Consider the following 23826-nt stretch of genomic DNA (forward strand, 5'->3'; position numbering starts at 1 on the left):
GCACCGGCCAGGTGGATCTCCCCCTCCTCGCCGTCGGCCACGGGGTGTGGCGCACGCTGCCGACGCCGGGCACCGTCACACTGTCCGCATGGCCTGCCACCGGGCTGGCGCCGCTCGTAACGCCGACTCCAGGGCCGCGGCGGGGTCGGTGCAGCCGAAGCCTATGTCTGCCACGCCATCGCCGTGCGTGGCACAGAATTGCTCGGTGATCGGGCCGTCGGTGACCACCACCGTCACTTCCGCCTGCCGCAGGAGCGACGAGTGGCGGTCGGTGTCCTCCGCGCTGGCTTTCTCCGTGAAACCGAGCGCGGAGACGAAATAGTCCAGCGTCTTTTTCCGGTCCGGCGCCGATGAATCCGTCTTTCCGTGAGTCGCGCACTCCACGATGGGGCGTCTCGCTGAGGTCATGCGGGACAGACCTTGCCGGCCGGGTCGGTGGTGTGGAGGTGGGGTCGTGGCGCTGGTACGGCAGAACACCGCGCCCCAACGGGCTGATGTGGCTGGGAAGCGCTGTGGGGCGCTGGGCCGGTCCCGGCAGATCGCGGCGAAGTCGCAGGCGGCGCAGGTGCCGCGCCAGGAGGTCTTGCAGGACTTCGCTCCGCCCCAGCGCGGTCGGTGAAGGGCAGGCCCGTCATCCACTCGATGCTCGGCCGACGGGGGGTGAATTTCACCATGTTCTTCACCGCGCTTCCAGGTGTCGGTCCACGGTCCCCTTCATGCCGCCGGCGACTTATCTGTCGCCGGTTCGAGTTTCGCTCGGCAGGTCTGTCCGGTGATCTACTTGGTGACATCTGAATGTCGCCCTCGGAAGTGTATTAATCGGCTCACCCTGATGAATGCACGTGTTGGCAGCCACGCGGCGAAAGCACTGAAGCCTCCCGTGATGGCATCGGCGGAAGGCATCACAAACAGCGTCGGATACCCAGATACCAGATACCGGATACCGGCGGTCGGGCGGTGCACCGCGGGGTCTCGGGTGGCGGGCTGCCGGCGAAGTGGGCTGGACCTGCGTTCCTCGGGAACCGCCTACTCTGGACGCATGACCAGCAGCGACCGGAGCCCCGCAGTGGACGTTCAAGCACCCAAGACCTACGAAGTGCGCACCTACGGGTGCCAGATGAACGTCCACGACTCCGAGCGATTGTCCGGGCTGCTCGAAGAGGCCGGGTACGTGCGGGCGCCCGAGGGGTCCGACGGGGACGCCGACGTCGTCGTGTTCAACACCTGCGCGGTGCGTGAGAACGCCGACAACCGGCTCTACGGCAACCTCGGCCGGCTCGCCCCGAGGAAGGCGAGCCGCCCCGGTATGCAGATCGCGGTCGGCGGCTGCCTCGCGCAGAAGGACCGCGACACCATCGTGAAGAAGGCGCCCTGGGTGGACGTCGTCTTCGGCACGCACAACATCGGCAAGCTGCCGGTCCTGCTGGAACGCGCCCGCGTGCAGGAAGAGGCTCAGGTCGAGATCGCCGAGTCACTGGAGGCGTTCCCGTCCACCCTGCCGACGCGGCGCGAGAGCGCCTACGCGGCCTGGGTGTCGATCTCCGTCGGCTGCAACAACACGTGCACCTTCTGCATCGTCCCGGCCCTGCGCGGCAAGGAGAAGGACCGCCGCCCCGGCGACATCCTCGCCGAGGTCGAGGCGCTGGTCGACGAGGGCGTCTCCGAGATCACGCTGCTCGGGCAGAACGTCAACGCCTACGGCTCCGACATCGGCGACCGTGAGGCCTTCAGCAAGCTGCTGCGCGCCTGCGGGAACATCGAGGGCCTGGAGCGGGTGCGGTTCACGTCCCCGCATCCCCGTGACTTCACCGACGACGTCATCGCCGCCATGGCCGAGACGCCGAACGTCATGCCGCAGCTGCACATGCCGCTGCAGTCCGGCTCGGACACGGTCCTGAAGGCGATGCGCCGGTCGTACCGGCAGGAGCGCTACCTCGGGATCATCGAGAAGGTGCGGGCCGCCATCCCGCACGCCGCGATCACCACCGACATCATCGTGGGCTTCCCGGGCGAGACGGAGGAGGACTTCGAGGAGACCCTCCACGTCGTCCGTGAGGCACGGTTCGCGCAGGCCTTCACCTTCCAGTACTCCAAGCGACCCGGCACCCCGGCCGCCACCATGGAGAACCAGATCCCCAAGGAGGTCGTCCAGGCGCGCTACGAGCGTCTCGTCGCCCTCCAGGAGGAGATCTCCTGGGAGGAGAACAAGAAGCAGGTCGGCCGCACGCTCGAGCTGATGGTTGCCGAGGGCGAGGGACGCAAGGACGGCGCCACCCACCGCCTCTCCGGCCGTGCCCCCGACAACCGGCTCGTCCACTTCACCAAGCCGGAGCAGGAGGTCCGCCCCGGCGATGTGGTGACCGTCGAGATCACCTACGCCGCCCCGCACCACCTCCTCGCCGAGGGCTCCGTCCTCGACGTGCGCCGCACCCCCGCGGGTGACGCCTGGGAGAAGCGCAACGCGGCGGAGGCCGCCAAGCCGGCGGGCGTGATGCTGGGCCTGCCGAAGATCGGCGTACCGGCCCCGCTGCCGGCCGCGACGGGAAGCGCCTGCGGCTGCGACTGAGGGCCTGCCGCAATGCGGGTGGAAAGGAGCTTTGCATGTTGCCGTACCGAGTCGCGTTCACCGAAGAGGCCGCCCAGGTCCGAGACAGCCTGCCCGCCGACCGGCGTGACGTGCTGGAGCGCGGCCTGGCCATACTGGTGACCGACCCGCGGCACAAGCTCTCCCACCCCGTCCGCGGCGACGAGGCCACGCGTGCGATCGCTCTGTCACGCAACCTCTTCATCGAGTACGTGATCAGCGACGGCACGCTGGTCATCCTCGTCCTCACGTTGATCGATCTGACGGACGTGCTCATCGAGGACTGACTCGGCCTGCGTACGGCGTTACGCTGCCGATCATGCTTGTCGCCGCCGCAGTCTGCCCCTGCCCTCCACTGCTCGTCCCCGAGGTCGCCGCGGGTGCCGCACCCGAAATGGACGCCGCGCGCGCGGCGTGCACCGACGCGCTCGGCGTGCTCGCCGCCGCCCGCCCCGACGTGCTGGTGGTCGTCGGGCCCGCCGGGCAGAGCGGGGGCGGCCGCTACCCGCAGGGCACCCCGGGCTCCTTCCGCGGCTTCGGTGTCGACCTGGACGTACGGCTGGGACCCGCCACGGACGCCGTCCCCGAGCGCGAACTGCCTCCGTCACTGGCCGTCGGCGCCTGGCTGCTGGAGCGCACCGGCTGGGCGGATGCCCCGATCGAGGGACTCGGAGTCGGGGAACCGCTCGCGCCCGAGCGGTGCATCGAAGCCGGAAGGGAGATCGGCGCGCGGGCCGGGCGGGTCGCGTTGCTGGTGATGGGCGACGCCAGCGCGTGCCGCACGCTCAAGGCGCCCGGCTACCTGGACGAGCGGGCGGCGCCCTTCGACGCCGAGGTCGCGCGTGCGCTGGGGGCGGCGGACGTGGCGGCCGTCGAGGCGCTGGACGCCGACCTGGCGTACGAGCTGAAGGCCTCCGGCCGCGCCTCCTGGCAGGTCCTCGCCGGGGCGGCCGAGGGCGCGGGCCTGAGCGGCGCACTGCTCTACGACGACGCCCCGTACGGCGTCGGCTACCTGGTCGCCACGTGGTCCTAGCCGGAGCCGCAACGGCTGGTGCGGCCACGGCAGTGAAGCGCGGCCGGACGGGAAACGGCGGACGGCCGGGAGCCCTGGTGCTCCGCGGCCGTCCGCCGATCTGCGTGCCGTTCAGGAAGCCGGCGGCGGGTCCTCCGGCCGGGTGGGGGTCGTGGCGTCGTCGGCCCGCGGACCCTCCTTGTGCGCGAGGCGATCCATCGCCCCCTTCGCCTTGTCCGTACCGGCGTGGATCTTGTCGCTGTACTTGCCCTTGGTCCGCTCGTCCACCGCCTTGGCGGCCTTGTCGATGCCGTGCTGGACCTTGTCGCCGTGCTTCTGCGCGAGGTCCGACACCTTGTCCTTGGCCGGAGCGAGCTTGGCCTTCACATTGTCCAAGAGACCCATGATCCACCTTCCCTCACGGGGACAGTCACGTGCGGGCGCCCTCACCGGCCTCGCTGTCCGCGGCTTCGTCCGCGGACTGCTGCTTGGGGATCTCGGCGCCCTCGGCCGCGTCGGTCCCGGCGGTCTCCGACTCCGTCGCCGTACCTTCGCGCCCGTCCTCGACCGTCCCCTTGGCCTCCGCTGCCTCAGCCGCTTCCGCCGCCTCGGCCGCTGCCGACTCGGTGTCGGACTGCGGTGCGGCGGCCGCCGCCTCCTCCTGCGTCGCCTTCGACCTACCGAGGAGCCGTGCAAAAACGCCCATATCCACTCCATACGTTACTCGTGCGAGCGAAATCCCGCGCCGAACGGTGCGTCCGTTTGCGCCACCCGGGTCAGCGCCTCCGGCAACCGGCGGGCGGCACCTCGGTGCAACGACCCGGAATGCGCGCCGTCACGTAACTCGTTCGAGGCGTGGCCGGGAGGTTTGCGAGACTGGTGCGGTGAGCAGTGCACCCCTCGCCCCCCGTGTCATCGCCGTCGTCGGACCCACAGCGGCCGGAAAGTCCGATCTAGGCGTCTTCCTGGCCCAACGACTCGGTGGCGAGGTCGTCAACGCCGACTCCATGCAGCTCTACCGAGGGATGGACATCGGCACCGCCAAGCTGACGCCCGAGGAGCGCGCCGGCGTCCCGCACCACCTGCTGGACATCTGGGACGTCACGGTCACCGCCTCCGTCGCCGAGTACCAGAAACTGGCCCGCGCCCGGATCGACGCCCTGCTCGCCGAGGGCCGCTGGCCGATCCTGGTCGGCGGCTCCGGCCTGTACATCCGCGGAGCCGTCGACAACCTGGAGTTCCCCGGCACCGACCCCGAGGTCCGGGCCCGCCTGGAGGAGGAGCTGGCACTGCGCGGCTCCGGCGCGCTGCACGCCCGCCTGGCCGCCGCCGACCCCGAGGCCGCCCGTGCGATCCTGCCCAGCAACGGCCGCCGTATCGTCCGCGCCCTGGAAGTGATCGAGATCACCGGGCAGCCCTTCACCGCCAACCTTCCAGGCCACGACTCCGTGTACGACACCGTCCAGATCGGTGTCGACGTCGCCCGCCCCGAGCTGGACGAGCGCATCGCGCGCCGCGTCGACCGGATGTGGGAGGCGGGGCTCGTGGACGAGGTGCGCGCCCTGGAGGCGCAGGGGCTGCGCGAGGGGCGCACGGCGTCGCGTGCGCTGGGCTACCAGCAGGTGCTCGCCGCGCTCGCCGGGGAATGCACCGAAGCGGAAGCGCGGGCCGAGACCGTGCGGGCCACCAAGCGCTTCGCGCGCCGCCAGGATTCATGGTTCCGGCGCGACCCCCGCGTGCACTGGCTGAGCGGGGCCGTGGCGGACCGCGCGGAACTTCCGCGGCTGGCTCTGGCGTTGGTCGAACGACCGGTCACAGCCTGATCACGTCATGGCATCGGGATGCGCCGCCGGTCAACGCGGCCTCCGGTGCCGTGCCATCATCGAGCTTCGATCGACCAAGTGGAGTCCTAGTTGGGAGGGCGCGTGGCGATGGAGGCCGGCCCTCGCGACACCGCACAAAGTGCCGAGCACGTCACCAGCGACGGTGCCGAAACGGAACAGGGTGAGGACCGTCTGACCGCCCTGACCGACGACGGGCCCGACGAGACCGTGGACGGCGTGACCGCCGACGGGCCGACGCCCGAGGAGATGTACACGGGCGGTCCGGAGGTCGAGGTCGAGCTGCGCCCGCAGCGGCGGCTGCGCATCTGGCAGCTCGCGCCCATCGTGGCCCTGGCCGCCGGCGGCTCTCTGATGTTCGCCTTCCCGCTCGCCTTCGACTTCGGCGACAGCGGAGCGGTGATCGCCATGCTGGGCCTGCTGATCTGCTCCTGTGCCGCGGGCTGGGGCATGATGGCCGCCCGCCGCGTGGGCTACACCTGGCCGGGCCTGCCCGCACGCGGCTCGGGCCGCCGCCCGGACTGGCGGGTGGTGCTCGGGTACGTGCTGCTGGTGGCCGTGGTGGTCGTTCTGGCCATCTGGCGGGTAGCCCGCCTGCGCTGACGCACCTCGAGCTGGAGCGCCCAAAGGGGCGCGGGTCCGTATCGATATGCGGCTCCGCCGCATGGGCGCGACCAGCGTCCCTTCGACCCGCACCGTTCCACCGACCGGCACCACCGACCAGCACCTCACATCGGCCCTCCAGCACCGGCACCTCACATCGGCCCCCCGGCGGAGCGTTCCCTTACGATCGAGGAATGAGCACGCGCACGCGCATCCCCTTCCTCAAGGGTCACGGCACCGAGAACGACTTCGTGATCCTTCCGGACCCCGAGAACGCCCTCGACCTCACGCCGGCCGCCGTCGCCGCCCTGTGCGACCGCCGTGCCGGCATCGGCGGCGACGGGGTGCTGCACGTCGTGCGGTCCGCAGCGCACCCGGAGGCCAGGGAGATGGCCGCCGACGCGGAGTGGTTCATGGACTACCGCAACGGCGACGGCTCGATCGCGGAGATGTGCGGCAACGGCACCCGTGTGTTCGCCCGCTACCTCCAGCACGCCGGACACGTGGTCGCCGGGGACCTTGCGATCGCCACGCGCGCGGGCGTGAAGACCGTCCACATCGCGAAGGACGGGGACGTCACCATCGGCATGGGCCGCGCCCGCCTGCCCGAAGGGGACGTCACGGTGAGCGTCGACGAGCGCAGCTGGCCCGCGCGCAACGTGAACATGGGCAATCCGCACGCCGTCGCCTTCGTCGAGGACCTCGCGCACGCCGGCACCCTGTTCAGCGCGCCGCCGGTCAGCCCCGTGACCGCCTACCCGGACGGGGTGAACGTCGAGTTCGTGGTCGACCGCGGCCCCCGCCACGTCGCGATGCGTGTGCACGAGCGCGGCTCCGGCGAGACCCGCTCGTGCGGCACGGGCGCGTGCGCGGTCGCCGTGGCCACCGCCCGGCGCGACGGCGCCGACCCGGCCGTCACCGGCACGCCGGCGACGTACACCGTGGACGTGCCCGGCGGGCGCCTGGTCATCACCGAGCGGCCCGACGGCGAGATCGAGATGACCGGACCCGCCGTGATCGTCGCCGAGGGCGAGATCGACGCCGAGTGGCTGGAAAACGCCCTCCGCTGACCTGGGGAAAGCGTGCAAAGAGCGGTTCCGGACGCCGGGTTCGGCGCTTTCCGGCGGCCGGGACCGTTCGAAATCGCGGCCGACTGCAGGGCAGGTGGCGCAAACTCTAAACCTCCTCGTCATCGCTCGAATGGGTGATCCGTTTCACGCTCGGCGAGAGGCGGTCAGTCGCGCGTGGTGGGCTCGGTAGCATCAAGCACCGGCACGGACGGGGGAACGTCGCCATCCCTGAGCCGCGCATGCCCTGGGCTCCGTCCGCCGGTTGACGAGCCGGAGGTGCCCATGAGTGCGGAGGCCACGAACCCTGCGACCCCTGGCCCGGTAGCGCCCACGGCGCCCGCAGCGGCCCGCAGGAAGTCCCGGGCCCGGATCGACCTGCGCCGGCTCGGCCGGGCCGCGCTGCTCGGTCCGGCCGCCCGCGGCCGCCTGCCCGACGCGATCAGCCATGTCGTCGAGGCGCACCGCGCCCACCACTCCGACGCGGACCTCGAACCCCTGCGCCGCGCCTACGTCCTGGCCGAGTCCTCGCACCGCGGCCAGATGCGCAAGAGCGGCGAGCCGTACATCACCCACCCGCTCGCCGTGACCCTGATCCTCGCCGAACTCGGCGCGGAGACCACCACCTTGACGGCCTCTCTGCTCCACGACACCGTCGAGGACACCGACGTGACGCTGGATCAGGTGCGGGAACAGTTCGGCGAGGAGGTGCGTTACCTGGTCGACGGCGTCACGAAACTGGAGAAGGTCGACTACGGCGCGGCCGCCGAGCCCGAGACCTTCCGCAAGATGCTCGTCGCCACGGGCAGCGACGTGCGCGTGATGTCGATCAAACTCGCCGACCGCCTGCACAACATGCGCACCCTCGGCGTGATGCGCCCCGAGAAGCAGGCGCGGATCGCCAAGGTCACCCGCGACGTCCTCATCCCGCTCGCCGAACGCCTCGGCGTGCAGGCCCTGAAGACCGAACTGGAAGACCTCGTCTTCGCCATCCTCCATCCCGAGGAGTACGCACACACCCGGGAACTGATCGCCGCCAACGCGGCCCGGTCCGACGACCCCCTCGCGGAGATCGCCGACGAGGTGCGCGGGGTGCTGCGCGAGGCCGACATCCCGGCAGAAGTCCTCATCCGCCCCCGCCACTTCGTCTCCGTCCACCGGGTGGCCCGCAAGCGCGGCGAACTGCGCGGCGCCGACTTCGGCCGCCTCCTGGTGCTGGTGAACGAGGACGCGGACTGCTACGCCGTCCTCGGCGAACTGCACACCTGTCTGACGCCGGTCGTCTCGGAGTTCAAGGACTTCATCGCCGTACCGAAGTTCAATCTCTACCAGTCGCTGCACACCGCCGTCGCCCGCGCGGACGGCCAGGTCGCCGAAGTCCTCATCCGCACCCACCAGATGCACAAGGTCGCCGAGGCCGGCGTGGTCGCCCTCGGCAACCCGTACGCGCCCGGCTCCGACGACCCGGCCGACGGCGAGCGTGCCGACCCCACCCGCCCCGGCTGGCTCTCCCGCCTCCTGGACTGGCAGGAGGCCGCGCCCGATCCCGACACCTTCTGGTCCACCCTGCGCGAGGACCTCGCCCAGGACCGCGAGATCACCGTCTTCCGGCCCGACGGCGGCACCCTGGGCCTGCCCGAGGGGGCGACCTGTGTGGACGCCGCCTACGCGCAGTACGGCGAGGACGCCCACGCCTGCATCGGCGCGCGCGTCAACGGCCGTCTGGCGACCCTCAGCACGGTCCTTCGGGACGGCGACACCGTCCAGCTCCTCATGGGCCAGGACCCGGCCTCCGAGCCCTCCCGCGAGTGGCTGGAGCACGCCCACACCCCGGCCGCCCGCATCGCCATCCAGCGGTGGCTGGCGACGCATCCGGGCGGAGGCGAGGAGAGCGGGACCGACGGCGCGGACGGGAGCGCGGCCGGCACGGACAGCGGCAGGGCCGGGGGGAGCGGCGCGGGCGCGGTCGACGGCATGCCCGGGGCGAGCGGCGCGGCCCTCCGGTCCGCCCGGACCGACGGCGCCCACCCCGGCCCCGCCGCCCGCCCCCGCGGCGCCGACGTCCTGGTGGACCCGCCCGGGGCCGCCGTACGCCTCGCCGGGTGCTGTACGCCCGTACCGCCCGACGAGATCACGGGCTTCGCCGTACGCGGGGGAGTGGTGACCGTGCACCGCGTGGAGTGTGCCGCGGTGGCGCACATGAAGAGCCGGGGGCGCGCGGAGATCGGCGTGCGCTGGGGGGACACCACCGAGTGCCGGGTCACGCTGGTCGCTGAATCGTTCGGCCGCCCGCATCTGCTCGCCGACCTCACCGAGGCGATCGCCCTGCAGGGCGCCGAGATCGTCTCCGCCACCGTCGAACCGCCCAGCCAGCAGCGCGTCCGCCACACCTACACCCTCCAACTGCCCGACGCGGCCCACCTTCCGGCGCTCATGCGCGCCATGCGCGACGTGCCCGGCGTGTACGACGTGAGCCGGGCCCAGCACCAGGCGCCGGCACCTTGAGGCATCCCGTCCGGAAGGCCGCCCGGGCCGACCCGTTCGGGTGGGCCGGGCGCGAGTCGCCGCCCTGGCGCATCCGCGTACTGGTAGCGGTGGGGCATGGTGCTCAACTCCCGCCCCAGGCCCAGACCCAGGATCCTCCGGCACCGGAAGGCGGCCCTGCTCGCCTCCGCCGTCTCCGTCTGCCTCCTCGCCGCGACCGGCGCGGCCGAGCCCCTGGGCGTCGGCGACCGGCTCTTCCCGTACCTGGGCAACCCGGGATACGACGTGGCGTCGTACGACCTGTCCTTCACCTATCCCGGCAGCAACGACAAGCCGTTGCAGGCCGTCACGACCATCAACGCCTGGACCACCGCCGACCTGGACCGCATCAATCTCGACTTCGCGCACGGCACCGTCCGGTCCGTCCAGGTTGATGGCCGCCCCGCCGCCTTCACCAGCGCGGGCGAGGACCTGGTGATCACGCCGGAGAGCCGCCTGCCCGAGGGCAGCTGGACACGGATCACCGTGCAGCACACCAGCGAGCCCGTCCCCGGCAAGGACCAGGACGGCGGCTGGGTGCGCACCTCCGACGGCCTTGCCATGGCGAACCAGGCCGACGCCGCCCACCTGGTCTTCCCGTCCAACGACCACCCGTCCGACAAGGCGATGTTCACCTTCCGGATCACCGCCCCGAACGCCTACACCGCCGTCGCCAACGGCGTGCCGACCGGGGTGGACAAGGTCGGCGGCTCCACCACCTGGACCTACCGCACCCAGCACCCGATGGCCACCGAACTCGCCCAGGTGTCCATCGGCCGCTCCGCCGTCGTCCACCGCGAGGGGCCGCACGGACTGCCGGTCCGGGACGTCGTGCCCAGCGGCGACCGCAAGGCGCTCGAACCCTGGCTCGCCAAGACGCCCGACCAGATCGCGTGGATGGAGAGCAAGGTCGGCCGGTTCCCGTTCGAGACGTACGGCGTGCTCATGGCCCAGGCCTCCACCGGATTCGAACTGGAGACGCAGACCCTCTCGCTCTTCGAGAAGGGCGTGTTCAGCGAGCCCGCCTATCCCGCGTGGTACATCGATTCGATCATGGTGCACGAGCTGTCCCACCAGTGGTTCGGCGACAGCGTCAGCCCCCGCACCTGGTCCGACGTCTGGCTGAACGAGGGGCACGCCACCTGGTACGAGGCTCTCTACGTGGAGGAGAAGGCGCACAAGCCCCTGGAGGACCGGATGAAGTCCGCCTACGGCGCCTCCGACCGCTGGCGTGAGGCCGGCGGGCCGCCCGCCCTGCCCAAGGTGCCCGCACCCGGCCAGAAGATCAGCATCTTCCGCCCCAACATCTACGACGGCGCGGCACTGGTGCTGTACGCCCTGCGTCAGGAGATCGGCCGGTCGGCGTTCGAGCGCCTGGAGCGGACGTGGGTCCGGGAGCACCGGGACTCCACCGCCGGCACCGCCGACTTCGTCCGCCTCGCCTCGAATGTCGCCGGACGCGATCTGAACGGCTTCTTCAAGGACTGGCTGTACGGCGCGAAGACCCCGCCGATGCCCGGCCACCCGGACTGGAAGCCCACGGCAGCGCCCAAGGAAGCCAAGGGAGCCAAGGGAGCCAAGGGAGCCAAGGGCCGGAGCCCGGCGCGGGCCCGGAAATAAGGCGGTGACGAGACGGGCCGTGCCGTGCGACCATCTTCAGGTCGGCGCGGCACGGGACACGGGAATCTCCCGGGGTACTCGTGCGTTGTTCCCGATGACCGCCGTATCGGCGCCGTCACGGCACTCTCATCGACGTAAGGATCCAATGACCTCCTCTTCTTCCCCTTCCCAGGACACCAAGCGCCTCGCGCACGACTATCCCGAGGGTCTTCGGGCCGATGCCCTGATGGAAGAGGACGTCGCCTGGAGCTACGAGATCGACGGCGATCGGGACGGCGACCAGTTCGACCGCTCCGAGCGCGCGGCCCTGCGCCGTGTGGCGGGTCTCTCCACCGAGCTGGAGGACGTCACCGAGGTCGAGTACCGACAGCTCCGCCTGGAGCGGGTCGTGCTCGTCGGGGTGTGGACCACGGGAACCGCCCAGGACGCGGACAACTCCCTCGCGGAGCTGGCCGCCCTCGCGGAGACCGCGGGCGCGCTCGTGCTGGACGGCGTGATCCAGCGCCGTGACAAGCCCGACGCGGCCACCTACATCGGCTCCGGCAAGGCGCTGGAGCTGCGCGACATCGTCCTCGAAACGGGCGCGGACACCGTCATCTGCGACGGTGAGCTGAGCCCGGGCCAGCTGATCCAGCTGGAGGACGTCGTTAAGGTCAAGGTCATCGACCGTACGGCCCTGATCCTGGACATCTTCGCCCAGCACGCCAAGTCCCGAGAGGGCAAGGCGCAGGTCGCGCTCGCGCAGATGCAGTACATGCTGCCGAGGCTCCGAGGCTGGGGTCAGTCGCTGTCCCGCCAGATGGGTGGCGGTCGCGGCGGCCTGGCCACGCGTGGTCCCGGTGAGACCAAGATCGAGACAGACCGGCGCCGGATCCGCGAGAAGATGGCGAAGATGCGCCGGGAGATCGCGGACATGAAGACCGGCCGCGAGATCAAGCGCCAGGAGCGCCGGCGTCACAAGGTGCCGTCCGTCGCCATCGCGGGCTACACCAACGCCGGCAAGTCCTCCCTGCTCAACCGCCTCACGGGCGCAGGCGTCCTGGTCGAGAACGCCCTGTTCGCGACCCTGGACCCGACCGTCCGCCGCGCGGAGACCCCGAGCGGCCGGCTGTACACCCTGGCCGACACCGTCGGCTTCGTCCGGCACCTGCCGCACCACCTGGTCGAGGCGTTCCGCTCCACCATGGAGGAGGTCGGCGACTCCGACCTGATCCTGCACGTGGTGGACGGCTCGCACCCGGCGCCGGAGGAGCAGCTCGCCGCCGTGCGCGAGGTGATCCGGGACGTCGGCGCCACCGACGTGCCCGAGATCGTCGTGATCAACAAGGCCGACGCGGCCGACCCGCTGGTGCTCCAGCGGCTGCTGCGGATCGAGAAGCGCTCCATCGCCGTCTCGGCCCGCACCGGCAAGGGCATCGAGGAGCTGCTCGCGCTGATCGACCGCGACCTGCCGCGGCCGTCGGTCGAGATCGAGGCGCTAGTGCCGTACACCCACGGCAAGCTGGTCGCCCGCGCCCACACCGAGGGCGAGGTGATCTCCGAGGAGCACACCGCGGAGGGCACCCTGCTCAAGGTCCGGGTGCACGAGGAACTCGCGGCGGACCTGGCGCCCTACGCGCCGGCGCCCGCGGCCTGACCCTCTGCAGAGCAAAGGCCCGCCACCCCGTCGGGGCGGCGGGCCTTCGTCATGCGTCATGCCGGGGCCGGCTCGGTGTCATTCGGTGGCTGTCACCCGGTGGGTGTCACCGACCGCCGTAGGTCGTGCTCATGTTCTGGTAGAGCGCCTCGGCCTCCTTGCCCAGCTGCGGGCCGGCCAGCCAGGTGTTGTCGGTCGGACCGATGGAGGTGTTCGACACCAGCTCGGTCTTGCCGTCGACCACGCGGAACCAGCCGCCACCGGAGGAGCCGCCGGTCATCGTGCAGCCGATGCGGTACATCGTCGGCAGCGACGAGTTCAGCGACAGCCGGCCGGGCCGGTCGAGGCACTTGAACATCTTCAGCCCGTTGTAGGGCGGCGCCGCCGGGTACCCCCAGGCGCCCATGCTCGCCACCTCGGTCGCGGACGGCGCCGAGAAGTCGACGTCGAGGGCCGCCCCGACGGTCTCCTCCAGCGACTTCGCCCCGTTCTCGGGCTTCACGTGCAGCACCGCGTAGTCGTACGCCGCCCCCGCACCGCCCGTCTCGGAGCCGCCCTGGATCCACTCGTTCGAGGTCGAGGCCCAGTCCGCCCACCAGGTGCCGTACGGGGCGACCTGCGAGGCCGTCGCGTTCGCCAGCTCCGACTCCGGCTTGCCGAGGTCGTTGTACGACGGCACGAAGGCGATGTTGCGGTACCAGCCGCCGTTCTCGCCGGCGTGCACGCAGTGGCCCGCCGTCCACACCAGGTTGGACTTGCCCGGGTGGTTGACGTCCTTGATCACCGTGCCGGAGCAGACCATCGAACCCTCGGGCGAGTCGAAGAAGACCTTGCCCACGGGGGCCGCGTTCCGGTGGTACGGCGTCTTCTCCGCCTCGGCCTGCACGGGCCGCGGCTCCGGATCGCTGACGCCCTGGTCGGCGGCGTCCTTGGTGGTCAGCGTCTTGTTGGCCTCCTTGGCGGACTTCATCCGCTCCGGCTTCCACAGACCCTGGATCACCGGGTTGACGAAGTCCTTGGCCTCACTGAGCCACTTGTCCTTGTCCCAGTTCTTCCAGCCGCCGTTCTTCCACTGGTCGACATCGATACCGTGCTTCTTGAGCCGGTTCGCGATGTCGGCCGGGATCTCGATCTTGTCGCCGTCGCCGGCGGACTGCGAAGCACCGGCGCCGGCCTGGCCGTCCGCCTTCTCGTCGGAACCATTGCAGGCCGTGGCGGTGAGCGCCAGGGCGGCGACGAGCCCGGCCGCGGCGAGGACGGTACGACGCCGGCGCGTCGAGGACGTACGTGCGGAACGCATGGTGCGATTACCCCCGTTGAACCACTGGTGACACCCCACTATGCCCGGGCGATTGGGGACGGACGGCGGCGAGAGGGTGAAGGTTCCCGTGAGAGATCTCGCCGCCGTCCGTGCGCGGGCTGTCCGGGCGGCCGCTACTGCCCGGCGAACTTCTTGCTGACCGACTCGTACACGCCCTTGGCCACCTCACCCAGGCGCGGGCCCGCCAGCCAGCCCGATGTCACCGGGCCGATGGACGTGTTGGAGACCAGCGCCGGCTTGCCGTCCGGGCCCGTCTCCACCCAGCCGCCGCCGGAGGAGCCACCGGTCATCGTGCAGCCGATCCGGTACATCGTCGGGTCCGACTTCTCGATCGACAGCCGTCCCGGCTTGTCCTGGCACTGGTACGCCAGCTGACCGTCGTACGGGGGTGCCGCCGGGTAGCCGGTCGCCGTGATGCTCTTGACCTTCGGCACGGCCGGGGCGTTGAAGTTCACCGGCAGCGCGCCGCCGACCGTCTCCTCCAGCGACTTGCCGACGTTGCCCTGCTCCGGCGTCACATGGATCACGGCGAAGTCGTACGAGGCTCCGTTGCCGCCGGTCTCACCGCCCTGGTCGATCCACTGCTGGGACGTCTTCGCCGCGTCGGCCCACCAGACGCCGTACGGCGCGATCTCGTCCCGGGTGGCGTTCTGCAGCTGGTCGACCGACTTGCCCGCGTTGTTGTACGACGGCACGAAGGCGAGGTTGCGGTACCAGCCGCCGCTCTTGCCGGCGTGCACACAGTGGCCCGCCGTCCAGACGAGGTTGGACTTGCCCGGGTGCGCCGGGTCCGCCACGACCGTCGCCGAGCAGACCATGTGGCCCTCGGGCGAGTCGAAGAGCAGCTTGCCCGAGGTGGCCGCGTTGGTGTGGTACGGCGCCTTGACCGCCTGCGCCTTCACCGGCGCCGGTGTCGGGTCGGTCACCCCCTGGTCACCGGAGATGTCGTTGTCGTCGACACCCTTGTCCGGGTCGTTGGCGTCCCGCATCCGGCCCGGGTCCCACAGGCCCTTGATGATCGGGTTGATGAAGTCGTTGGCCTCGCGCAGCCAGTCGTCCTTGTTCCAGTTCTTCCAGGCGCCGTTCTTCCACTTGTCGATGTCGATCCCGTGCTCTTTGAGCTTGTCCTTGATGTCGTCCGGGATCTGGATCTTTCCGTCTCCGGGCCCGTCCGCCGTCGCGCTGGCGGTCGGCCGGCCGTTGGCGTTGTCGTCACCGTCGCCGTTGCAGGCGGTGGCGGTCAGGGCCAGCGCCGAGACGAGGGCGACCGTCGCCAGCACGGGGGAGGTTCTGCGGGACGCACCCCTCCCTCGGCGAACGGTGAACGACGGCCGTATGGATCGCATGCTCGTGACTCCCCCTGCTGTGAAGGAACTAGGCGCTTGGGTCCCCGACACCGGCCATGAACTCATGGGGAGTTCATGGCGGTCTCACGGACCTCTGAGAACGGGACCACACACTATGCGGTCGCCGTGGGGGAGTTCCGACGGGACGGCAACGGTTTCGCTACGAGCTGTCCGCCCTGGCCATCGACGTCCGACGGCTGATATCGGCTTCCTCCCGTCCTGGGTGACGCACCGTCAGGGAGTGCAGGGTGCGGTGGGCCGCCGGTACGCGCGCGAGGTTGGAGCTGACGAGGTCCGCGGTGCGGCGGGTGGCTTCGGCCAGGGAAGGGAGCAGGTGGCGGTTCTCGGTGAGCACGACGACGGCCACGGCGGCGACGACCGCTCCCGCGGGGGTGCGGACGGGCGCTGCCACACAGCACAACGGGGCACAGGCTGCTTCGTAGTCGTACGCCACCTCGCCCTGGTGGGTGCCGTTGAGGGCGATCTCGGCCGCGCTGGCGGGCGGCAGGACCACGCCGGCGCGGAGGGGGAAGACCTCGTCGGCCTCGCCCTGCATACCGCCGACGACGAGGACGTTGTCCGACTCCCGCGCCGCCATGCTCACGCTGCCCCGGCAGGCCGCTGCGAGCCCGCGCAGGGGCTGGGCGGCGGCCGAGCGCAGCAGGGGAGCGGGCTGCCACGCCTGGCCGAAGCGGAAGGTCCGCGCGCCCATGCGGTAGCGGCCCGCGTGACGGTGGACCGCGCCGAGCGCGACGAGCTGGTCGAGGAGCCGGTGGGCGGTGGCCTTGGGCAGGTCGGTGCGCGAGGCCAGTTGGGTCAGTCCTGATTCGCCGGACCGGGTCAGTTCCTCCAGGAGGAGGAAGGCGCCCTCCAGGACGCCGCGTCCGGCTGAGGTGGGTGTGGTGCGGTGACGGTGCGGGCAGTGCGCTGGTTCCGGTGCGGGCTGAGGGCCATCGGGCATGGCTGTTCCCCCGTCGCTGCTGTCCGTCCGGCGGAGTGGTCAGTTCCGCATATCGGTCAATTCCATTGTAGTGAACGTCAATTGGGCTGTGTCGGCAATTACGGAGATCTCCCCGCCACCGGGCCGGTCCGCCCCGCCACCGGGCCGGTCCGCCCCGCCGCCGTGCGGGTCCGCTCAGCGGACCGTTGCTGGGCCGCTCGCAGCCGGCCGTGCCACGGTCTTCCGCAGGCACGGTCCGCGCCGGCCAGACGCCCTGAGCCGCCCTTCCGTCAGGAGCAGCCGCCTATGAGTGTCACCGGACAGCAGACGCAGGAGCCGACGGCCACGCGCCGCATTCCAGGGCCCGAAGTCGTCGTGTGGGATCTCACCTACGCGTGTCCCCTGCGCTGCTCGCACTGCTACTCCGAGTCGGGGCGACGGCCGTCGCGGCAGCTCGGGCACGCGGACATGCTGCGGCTCGCGGAGGCGCTCGTCTCGCTGGGGCCCCGGGTCGTGGCGTTCTCCGGAGGTGAGCCGATGCTCGTGCCCCGCATCGCGGAGCCGGCGCGGCTGCTGAAGGAGGCCGGGATCCGTACGTCGATCAACACCAGTGGGTGGGTGACGAACCGGAGGCTGATCGGGGAGGTCGCGGAAACCTTCGACGAGGTGCTGGTCAGCCTCGACGGCGCCACCGCGGAGGTGCACGACCGGATCCGCGGGCGGGCGGGGTCCTTCGCCCGCGTCATGAAGACGCTCGGAATGCTCGACGACCTCGCCGCCGAGCGAGCCGCCCGGGGAGGGCCGCGACTGTGGTTCGGCACGGACTGTGTCGTCGTACGGACCAACTTCGGGCAGCTGGAGCGGTTCGCCACCGAGATCGCGCCGCGGTTCCCCCGTCTGTGCTTCCTGTCCTTCAACGCCGTCGTGCCCGAAGGACTCGCCAGCCGCCGCGAGTTCGCGGAGCACGAACTCCTGGAGGAGGCACAGGCCGCTCAGCTGACCGACGAGCGCACCCGTGCGCGGCTGCGGGAGCTGGCGCCCGACTCGGTGCAGGTCTTCACCCTGGACAACCTGGATCTGATGATGCGGCCGGACCAGCCGACGCACCGGGAGCGGATTCCGCTGATGCTGCTCGAACCCGACGGGGAGGTGCGGGGTATCCCCGTCTACGAAGGCACCGTCGGCAACCTGCTGGACGAGCCGCCCGCCGAGGTCTGGCAGCGCTCGGTCGCCCGCTGGGACGACCCCTTCGTCCTGTCGGTGCTGACGGGCGTCCGCACCCGGAGGGAGTGGGGCGAGGCCGTGCGCACGCTCGATCTGCACTTCGGCTCGGACGACGTACGCGCGCGGATCGCCCGGCGATCGGTCCGTCTCGATCCGCCCGAGTTCGTCGGCCTGCCCGGCCCGTCCCTGCCGCAGCGCACCGCCTGAGCGACCGGGGGAGGCTGCCGTGCTGTCGCCGCGCGACTACGACCGGTTCTGCCTGGCGGACCCGGACTTCTACGAGTTTCCGGAACGGCTGCCGGACGCGGGGAGCTGGTTCGCCGCCGCCCGGCGCGAGCCACCGACCGGGTGGACGCGGTCCCCGGCCGGCTGGTGGGTGCGGTGGACGCCACCGGGGACGCGGCCACCGGAGCAGGGCTGGCGGATCGAGCTCTCCTCGACTCCCGCGGGGGCGGAGTCGGTGGCCGAGACCGTCTGGCACTACTGCGTGGCCCGCTCGCTGCCGTTCGCGATCGTACGAAGTGCCGCCGCCGCGCAGGCGCTGAACGCAGAGGAGGCCGACCGGCTCACCAGCGGCGTCATGGCGATGCTGCACCCGCAGGACGAGGACCGGCTGACCGGCATCGTGTCCGAACTGTCGGTCCTGTTCGAGGGCGCGCAGGGACCTCGGATCCTGCCCGCCCTTCGACACGGGACAACTCCCGTGCATGTGCGCTACACGAGCACCCGCCCGCACCCGTGCCCCCGGAGCGCAGACGACGGGCTGACCGCGCTCGCCCGGCCCGACGGATCCCTCGTGACCGACACCCGAGGCACCGTCTTCGCCCTGCCGGACTGGGTGGAACTGCCCGCGGCACTGAAACCCGACCAGGACGCCCTGCACCACACGACGGGCGGCACGTTCCCCTATCGGGTGCGCCGGGCGCTGGCGATGCGCAACGGCGGTGGCACCTACCTGGCGACCGAACGGCACACCGGCAGGCAGGTCGTCCTGCGCGAAGCGCGTCCGCACGCGGGCGTTGACCGGTACGGGCAGGACGCGGTCACCCGCCTCGACCGGACGGGCAAGCTGCTGACGCGGCTGGCCGGGCTTTCGTGCGTGCCCGGGCTGCGGCAGCTGAGCACCTGGGGGGAACATCGCTTTCTCGCCGTCGACCACATCGAGGGCCCGTCGTTGCAGGAGACGGCCGGAGCACGCATGCCGCTCACCGTGGACCGGCGGACCGGTCCGGAGGCGGCCGCGTACACGGCGTGGGCCCTGGGAGCCGTCGAGGAGGTCGAGCGGGCGCTGCGGTCCTGCCTCGATCGCGGTGTGCGTCTGACCGGCCTGGACCCCAAGAACATCGTGGTGCGGGACTCGGGCGGGATCGCGCTCGTCGGCATCCGGGCCTTGGCGGATGCCGACGACAGCCGCGCGGCCGGCAGCGGTGACCGTGACGCGGGCGTCCCGGACGGGCTCGGACCGGAGGAGGCCATGGCCCATCTCCTCGCCCGGCTGACGCTGCACCTGTTCTGCCTGGCGCCGTGGTCCGGCCCGGCGACGGCACCCTCGCTGGTCAGGGCCGTGGAGGAGCTGTTCCCCGTGCCGGAGCGGTTCGGCTGCGCCGGGCTGCTGCCGGCGCTCACCGCACGACGGGACGGGGACGCCCCGCCGTGGCTGGAGGACTCCGCCGTGGCAGCCCTGGACCGGCTGGACTGGCCCGTGGTGCGGCAGTCCCTCATCGACGGCATCCACGCCATGGCCACGCCCGACCGCCCCGACAGGCTGTTCCCCGCCACGCCGACCGGACGCGCCGCGCTGGGCGGGTACGGCTTCGGATACGGCGCCGCAGGCGTCCTGTACGCCCTGCACCGGGTGGGTGCTTCCGTACCGCCCGAGTACGTCACCTGGTTGCAGGAGGCAGCCGAGCGCACGTCCGTCGCCCGGCCGGGGCTCTACGACGGACTGCACGGCGTAGCCCTCACGCTCGACCTGCTCGGCCACCGCGACGCCGCCCTCGCGGTACTGGAGCGCTGCCCGCCACCCGACCCGGACAGTCCCGACCTGACGGAGGGACTCACCGGCGCGGCACTGACACTGCTGCACTTCGCCCGCGTCACCGGCACCGAGGCGTACCGCACGGAGGCGCTGCGGATGGCCGACGTGCTGGCCCGGGCGTACGTACCGAAACCCCCTTCCGCCCGCCCCGGACGGCCGGATCCCCGAGGCCTGCTGCACGGCCCGACCGGTGTGGCCCTGCTGTTCCTGCACCTCCACGAGATGGAGGGGGCGGACCTTCACGAGATGGAGGGGCGGGACCTGCACGAGATCGAGGGGTGGGACCACAGTCGCTTCCTCGCCCTGTCCGAGCGCGTCATCGCGCACGACATCGGCCGCTGCACCACCCTGCCCGACGGCGCGGTCGTGCTCGCCGGCCGGCACAACCTGCCGTACCTGCACGGAGGAAGCCTGGGCCTGGCCACCGTGGTCCGCGACCAGGTCCGGCTGCGCTCCGACCCCGACAAGGCAGCGCTGCTGACCGCACTGCGGCGCACCGCCGCCGGCGTCCACATCCGCAACAGCGGACTGCTGCGCGGCCGGGCGGGGACGATCGCCACACTCGCCGCGCTCGACGATCCCGCCGACGTGCCGGTCATCCGGGCCCAGATCCGCCGCCTGGCCTGGCACGCCCGAAGCCACCGGGGCCGGCTGGCCTTCCCCGGCCACCGCAAGAACAGGCTCTCGGCCGACCTGGCGACGGGGTCGGCCGGCGTCCTGCTCGCCCTCGACTCCGCGTTCGAGAAACGGGGGCAGCACCCGCTGCCGTTCCTCGACACGCGGCCCACCCGCTCCGTCGGCGACACCGAGAGGAGGTGATGACGATGCAGGAGATCCTCGAGCTCCAGGAGCTGGAAGAGGAGGCACCCGCTGCATGGCCGTGCGCCAACAGCTACGAGAGCGCACGCGGCGCGGAGTGAGACCGGCCTCGTCGCGCGGGCCTGTGAGACGGGACGCCCGAATCGTCCCCACACATGGCCCGTCGGCGGTACGGAGAGGGGGTGATGACGATGCAGGAGATCCTCGAGCTCCAGGAGCTGGAAGAGGAGGCACCCGCTGCATGGCCGTGCGCCAACAGCGCCCACAGCAGCATCGGCGCGGAGTGAGACCGGGCCGCAACAAGTCGAGCTGAGACCGCTGCGGGCCCCTTGCGGCCCGCAGCGGGACGCGTCGTGAAGGCCCCGGCACCCGCGCCGGCCCGCCCGCGAGAACCCGTTCGTGCCACAGCCGAAGGGCAATGCTGTGCGTCCACCCCCTGACACCACGACCGGCCCGGTCTTCACCGAAGCGCCGGACCACCTGACCGACACCGACAGCCGCTTTCCGGCGGGCCTGCGGCACACCCCTGAAGGCTGGCGCCGAGTCGAACACGGTGGCTGGATCAACCTGCTGCCCACCTCGGGCCATCGACCCGCACAGGGCTGGAAGGTGCACGTGTCCGCCCGGAGCGAGGACGCCTCCCGCACCGTCGACACCACATGGACGTACTGCGTCGAACGCGTCATCCCCTTCAAGTTCCTGCGCAGCGGCGCCCTGCTGACCCACCGGAACGCCAAACAGGCAGACCGGTCCGCCGGCGGCAAGCTCCTCACGCTCTACCCCGAGGGCGACCTGGTCCTGCACCACACGCTCGAAGAACTCACCGCCCTCCTGAAGGACGTACGGGGCCCGTACGTCCTCAGCGACCTGCGCTGGGGCGAGGGGCCGCTCTACGTCCGCTACGGCGCCTTCGAGGCGGCCTACTGTTTCTCGCCCGAGGGGGACTGGGTGCCGGCCATGACACGGCCCGACGGCCGGCCGGTACCCGATCGGCGCCGCCCGTCCTTCACCATCCCGGACTGGGCCCCCATGCCCTCCTTCCTCGCCGACCAGCTGCGGACGACGCGCGACAGCACCCGGGCGGACCCCTTCCCCTACACGGTGAAGAAGGCCCTGCACTTCTCCAACGGCGGCGGTGTCTACCGGGCCGTCGAGCACGCCACCGGCCGCACGGTCGTCCTGCGCGAGGCCCGCCCGCACGCGGGCCTGGACCGCAACGGCGCGGACGCGGTGCAGCGCCTGCGACGCGAACACGCCGTGCTCCAGCGCCTGTCCCACCTCGCCTGCGTCCCGCGGGTCCACACCCTGACCACTCATTGGGAGCACCACTTCCTGGTCCGGGAACACGTCGACGGCGAGCCGCTGCACGAGGCGATCGGCCGCCTCAACCCGCTGCTGCGGCCGGCCGCCGATCCGGCCCGTACGGCACCGCCCGGCACCACGGGCCCGCTCGCCGTCGGCCCGTACACCCGGTGGGCCCTCGACGTGCTCGGCCGCGTCGAGGAGGCTGTCGCCCGGCTCCACTCGTCCGGCATCGTCCTCGGCGACCTCAAACCCGCCAACGTCCTGCTCCGCGAGGACGGCAGCATCTGCGTCATCGACTTCGAGACCGCTCATGCCGTCACCGACACCGCCCCCGTGTCCCTGACCACCCCCGGGTTCTCGGCTCCCTGGGCCCGCACCGGCTTCGCCGCCGACACCTACGCACTGGGCTGCCTGGGCCTCGCGCTGTTCTGCCCGCTCACCCCCCTCCTGCGCTTCGACCCGGCCAAGACGGACCAACTCCTCACCTGGGCCCGGAAACGCTTCCCGCTGCCGCCGGAGGTCACCGAGCGCATCCGCACAGCCCTCACGCCACCGCCGCCCACGAACACCCCCACCACCCCCACCGCGCCCACCGGCCCCGCCAGGCCCGTGGCGCCCTGGCCGACCGGTGACGCGCCCGAGGGCGCCGACCCGGCGGCGCCATGGGATCTCGTCCTGGACTCCCTGCGCGACGGCATCGTGCACAGCGCCACACCGCACCGCACCGACCGGCTCTTTCCCGGTGACGTCCGCCAGTTCGACGGCCAGGGAGCCGCCCTCGCCTTCGGTGCCGCCGGTGTTCTGCACGCCCTGCACACCACCGGACACCACGCCGGCATCCCCGCGTTCGAGGCGTGGACCGAGTGGCTGGTCACCCGAGTCAGCCGCCTGCGCCACCCACGCCCCGGCCTGTACGACGGCCTCGCCGGCGTCGCTTGGGTCCTGAAGACGCTCGGCAGGCCCGACGAGGCCCGCGCCACCCTCGAACGCCTCCACACCATCGACCTGGACGGCTGCGGACCCGGCCTGTTCGGCGGGCTGTCCGGCATCGCCCTCGTCCTGCGGCACTTCGGCGAATCCGACGCGGCCGCCCGGATCGCCGACGAGCTGGGCCGACGCCTGACGGGACCGTCCCCCGCGCCCGCCCGGCATGCCGGACTCATGCACGGCTGGTCGGGCCCGGCCCTGCTCTTCACCCGGCTCTTCGCCGACGCCGCCACCGACGCGGACGAGCGACACCTCGACCTCGCCCGGCTCGCCCTCACCCGCGACCTGGACCAGTGCACAGCCTCGCCAGAGGGACATCTCCAGGTGACCGACGGTCGCGTCCGGCTCGGCGGACTGGAGCGCGGCAGCGCGGGCATCGCCCTCGCCCTCCACGCCTACCTCAGGTTCGCGAGCCACCCCGCCTTCGCCTCGGCCCGCGATCGCATCCGGGCCGGCCTCGACACCGAACTCCTGCCCTCCCCCGGGCTGTTCACCGGCCATGCGGGACACGCGTACACCCTCGCCCACCTCGACGACCCCTCCGGCTCCCATGCGCACCTGCATCGACTCGCCCCCCACGCCGTCCCGTATCAAGGCACCACCGCCTTCGCCCTCGACAGCCTGCAGCACCTCTCCATGGACCTGGCCACCGGAGCCGCCGGCATCCTCCTGGCAGCCCATGTCGCCCGCACGGCCGGCCTGAACAGCCCATCCCACGAGTCGTTGTCCTTCCTCCTGCCCGCCCACAGCCCTGACCCGAGCCGCGCTTGGGTTCGCCGAGCCGACCTGTTCTGACGCGCCTTCGCGCCTCCGCCTTCGGACGGACCGGAACGGCGACGGTCCTGTCAGCGCACGGATCTCGAGGCAACCCGTAACCCGCAGGCCCGTCCGAGGTTGGTAGCGGTGCGGGGCCTGCTGCCTGTGCCCGGTCCCCGCGGATCAAATCGCCTCTGGACAGCG

At 71.7% G+C, this 23826-nt stretch carries 18 protein-coding genes; 12 read left to right on the top strand and 6 right to left on the bottom strand.

The features are described 5' to 3' along the window. Positions 1–75: 75 nt before the first annotated feature. A complete protein-coding gene (locus ACZ5DS_RS04705; protein WP_468234080.1) occupies positions 76–408 on the bottom strand; it encodes a hypothetical protein in 333 nt (110 codons plus the stop codon). A gap of 631 nt (positions 409–1039) precedes the next feature. Between ACZ5DS_RS04705 and miaB the strand changes: the two genes are divergently transcribed. The 3 genes from miaB to ACZ5DS_RS04720 are packed head-to-tail and all read left to right on the top strand — an operon-like array spanning position 1040 to position 3617. After that, a complete protein-coding gene (miaB, locus tag ACZ5DS_RS04710; RefSeq protein ID WP_468234082.1) occupies positions 1040–2566 on the top strand; it encodes a tRNA (N6-isopentenyl adenosine(37)-C2)-methylthiotransferase MiaB in 1527 nt (508 codons plus the stop codon). A gap of 35 nt (positions 2567–2601) precedes the next feature. Next, the gene (locus ACZ5DS_RS04715; protein WP_468234085.1) at positions 2602–2871 is read left to right on the top strand and encodes a hypothetical protein; all 270 of its coding nucleotides are present in this window, start codon (positions 2602–2604) and stop codon (positions 2869–2871) included. 32 nt (positions 2872–2903) lie between these two features. Continuing rightward, entirely contained in the window at positions 2904–3617 is a 714-nt protein-coding gene (locus ACZ5DS_RS04720; RefSeq protein WP_468234087.1) for a class III extradiol dioxygenase subunit B-like domain-containing protein, read from the top strand. Positions 3618–3728: 111 nt separating this feature from the next. On the opposite strand, the gene ACZ5DS_RS04725 is transcribed toward ACZ5DS_RS04720, so the two are convergent. Together ACZ5DS_RS04725 and ACZ5DS_RS04730 are read right to left on the bottom strand one after the other, a co-directional pair. Continuing rightward, positions 3729–4001: an antitoxin gene (locus ACZ5DS_RS04725; protein WP_468234090.1), complete on the bottom strand. Its 273-nt coding sequence runs from the start codon at positions 3999–4001 to the stop codon at positions 3729–3731. 25 nt (positions 4002–4026) lie between these two features. Next, positions 4027–4302, bottom strand: a complete 276-nt coding sequence (locus ACZ5DS_RS04730) for a hypothetical protein (protein ID WP_468234094.1) — start codon at positions 4300–4302, stop codon at positions 4027–4029. Positions 4303–4480: 178 nt separating this feature from the next. On the opposite strand from ACZ5DS_RS04730, the gene miaA reads away from it, so the two are divergent. From miaA to hflX, 6 genes are all read left to right on the top strand, one after another. Next, a complete protein-coding gene (miaA, locus tag ACZ5DS_RS04735; protein WP_468234097.1) occupies positions 4481–5419 on the top strand; it encodes a tRNA (adenosine(37)-N6)-dimethylallyltransferase MiaA in 939 nt (312 codons plus the stop codon). Between the two features lie 108 nt (positions 5420–5527). Then, positions 5528–6040, top strand: coding sequence for a hypothetical protein (locus ACZ5DS_RS04740; RefSeq protein ID WP_468235086.1), 513 nt, complete (start codon positions 5528–5530; stop codon positions 6038–6040). Between the two features lie 194 nt (positions 6041–6234). Further along, positions 6235–7110, top strand: a complete 876-nt coding sequence (dapF, locus tag ACZ5DS_RS04745) for a diaminopimelate epimerase (protein WP_468234099.1) — start codon at positions 6235–6237, stop codon at positions 7108–7110. Positions 7111–7392: 282 nt separating this feature from the next. Beyond that, positions 7393–9612, top strand: a complete 2220-nt coding sequence (locus ACZ5DS_RS04750; protein ID WP_468234101.1) for a RelA/SpoT family protein — start codon at positions 7393–7395, stop codon at positions 9610–9612. A 96-nt stretch (positions 9613–9708) separates the two neighbouring features. Continuing rightward, positions 9709–11250 (top strand): M1 family metallopeptidase, encoded by a 1542-nt coding sequence (locus ACZ5DS_RS04755; RefSeq protein ID WP_468234104.1) that lies wholly within the window; start codon positions 9709–9711, stop codon positions 11248–11250. A 145-nt stretch (positions 11251–11395) separates the two neighbouring features. Next, positions 11396–12886: a GTPase HflX gene (hflX, locus tag ACZ5DS_RS04760; RefSeq protein ID WP_468234106.1), complete on the top strand. Its 1491-nt coding sequence runs from the start codon at positions 11396–11398 to the stop codon at positions 12884–12886. 106 nt (positions 12887–12992) lie between these two features. Here hflX and ACZ5DS_RS04765 read toward each other — a convergent pair whose 3' ends face one another. The 3 genes from ACZ5DS_RS04765 to ACZ5DS_RS04775 form a co-directional block, all read right to left on the bottom strand. Continuing rightward, positions 12993–14186, bottom strand: a complete 1194-nt coding sequence (locus tag ACZ5DS_RS04765; protein ID WP_468234108.1) for a trypsin-like serine peptidase — start codon at positions 14184–14186, stop codon at positions 12993–12995. Positions 14187–14320: 134 nt separating this feature from the next. After that, positions 14321–15553: a trypsin-like serine peptidase gene (locus ACZ5DS_RS04770; protein ID WP_468234111.1), complete on the bottom strand. Its 1233-nt coding sequence runs from the start codon at positions 15551–15553 to the stop codon at positions 14321–14323. 160 nt (positions 15554–15713) lie between these two features. Continuing rightward, on the bottom strand, positions 15714–16514 hold the full coding sequence (locus tag ACZ5DS_RS04775; protein WP_468234113.1) for a helix-turn-helix domain-containing protein: 801 nt from the start codon (positions 16512–16514) through the stop codon (positions 15714–15716). 285 nt (positions 16515–16799) lie between these two features. Between ACZ5DS_RS04775 and ACZ5DS_RS04780 the strand changes: the two genes are divergently transcribed. The 3 genes from ACZ5DS_RS04780 to lanKC (ACZ5DS_RS04790) all read left to right on the top strand — a co-directional run bounded on the left by ACZ5DS_RS04780 (position 16800) and on the right by lanKC (ACZ5DS_RS04790) (position 23661). Further along, complete coding sequence (locus ACZ5DS_RS04780) at positions 16800–17924, top strand: radical SAM protein (protein ID WP_468234115.1); 1125 nt, start codon at positions 16800–16802, stop codon at positions 17922–17924. A gap of 19 nt (positions 17925–17943) precedes the next feature. Beyond that, the gene (gene lanKC / locus ACZ5DS_RS04785) at positions 17944–20574 is read left to right on the top strand and encodes a class III lanthionine synthetase LanKC (RefSeq protein ID WP_468234117.1); all 2631 of its coding nucleotides are present in this window, start codon (positions 17944–17946) and stop codon (positions 20572–20574) included. A 423-nt stretch (positions 20575–20997) separates the two neighbouring features. Continuing rightward, complete coding sequence (lanKC, locus tag ACZ5DS_RS04790; RefSeq protein ID WP_468234119.1) at positions 20998–23661, top strand: class III lanthionine synthetase LanKC; 2664 nt, start codon at positions 20998–21000, stop codon at positions 23659–23661. Positions 23662–23826: the final 165 nt, after the last annotated feature.

The organism is Streptomyces sp. NPDC031100 (genome assembly GCF_055570785.1).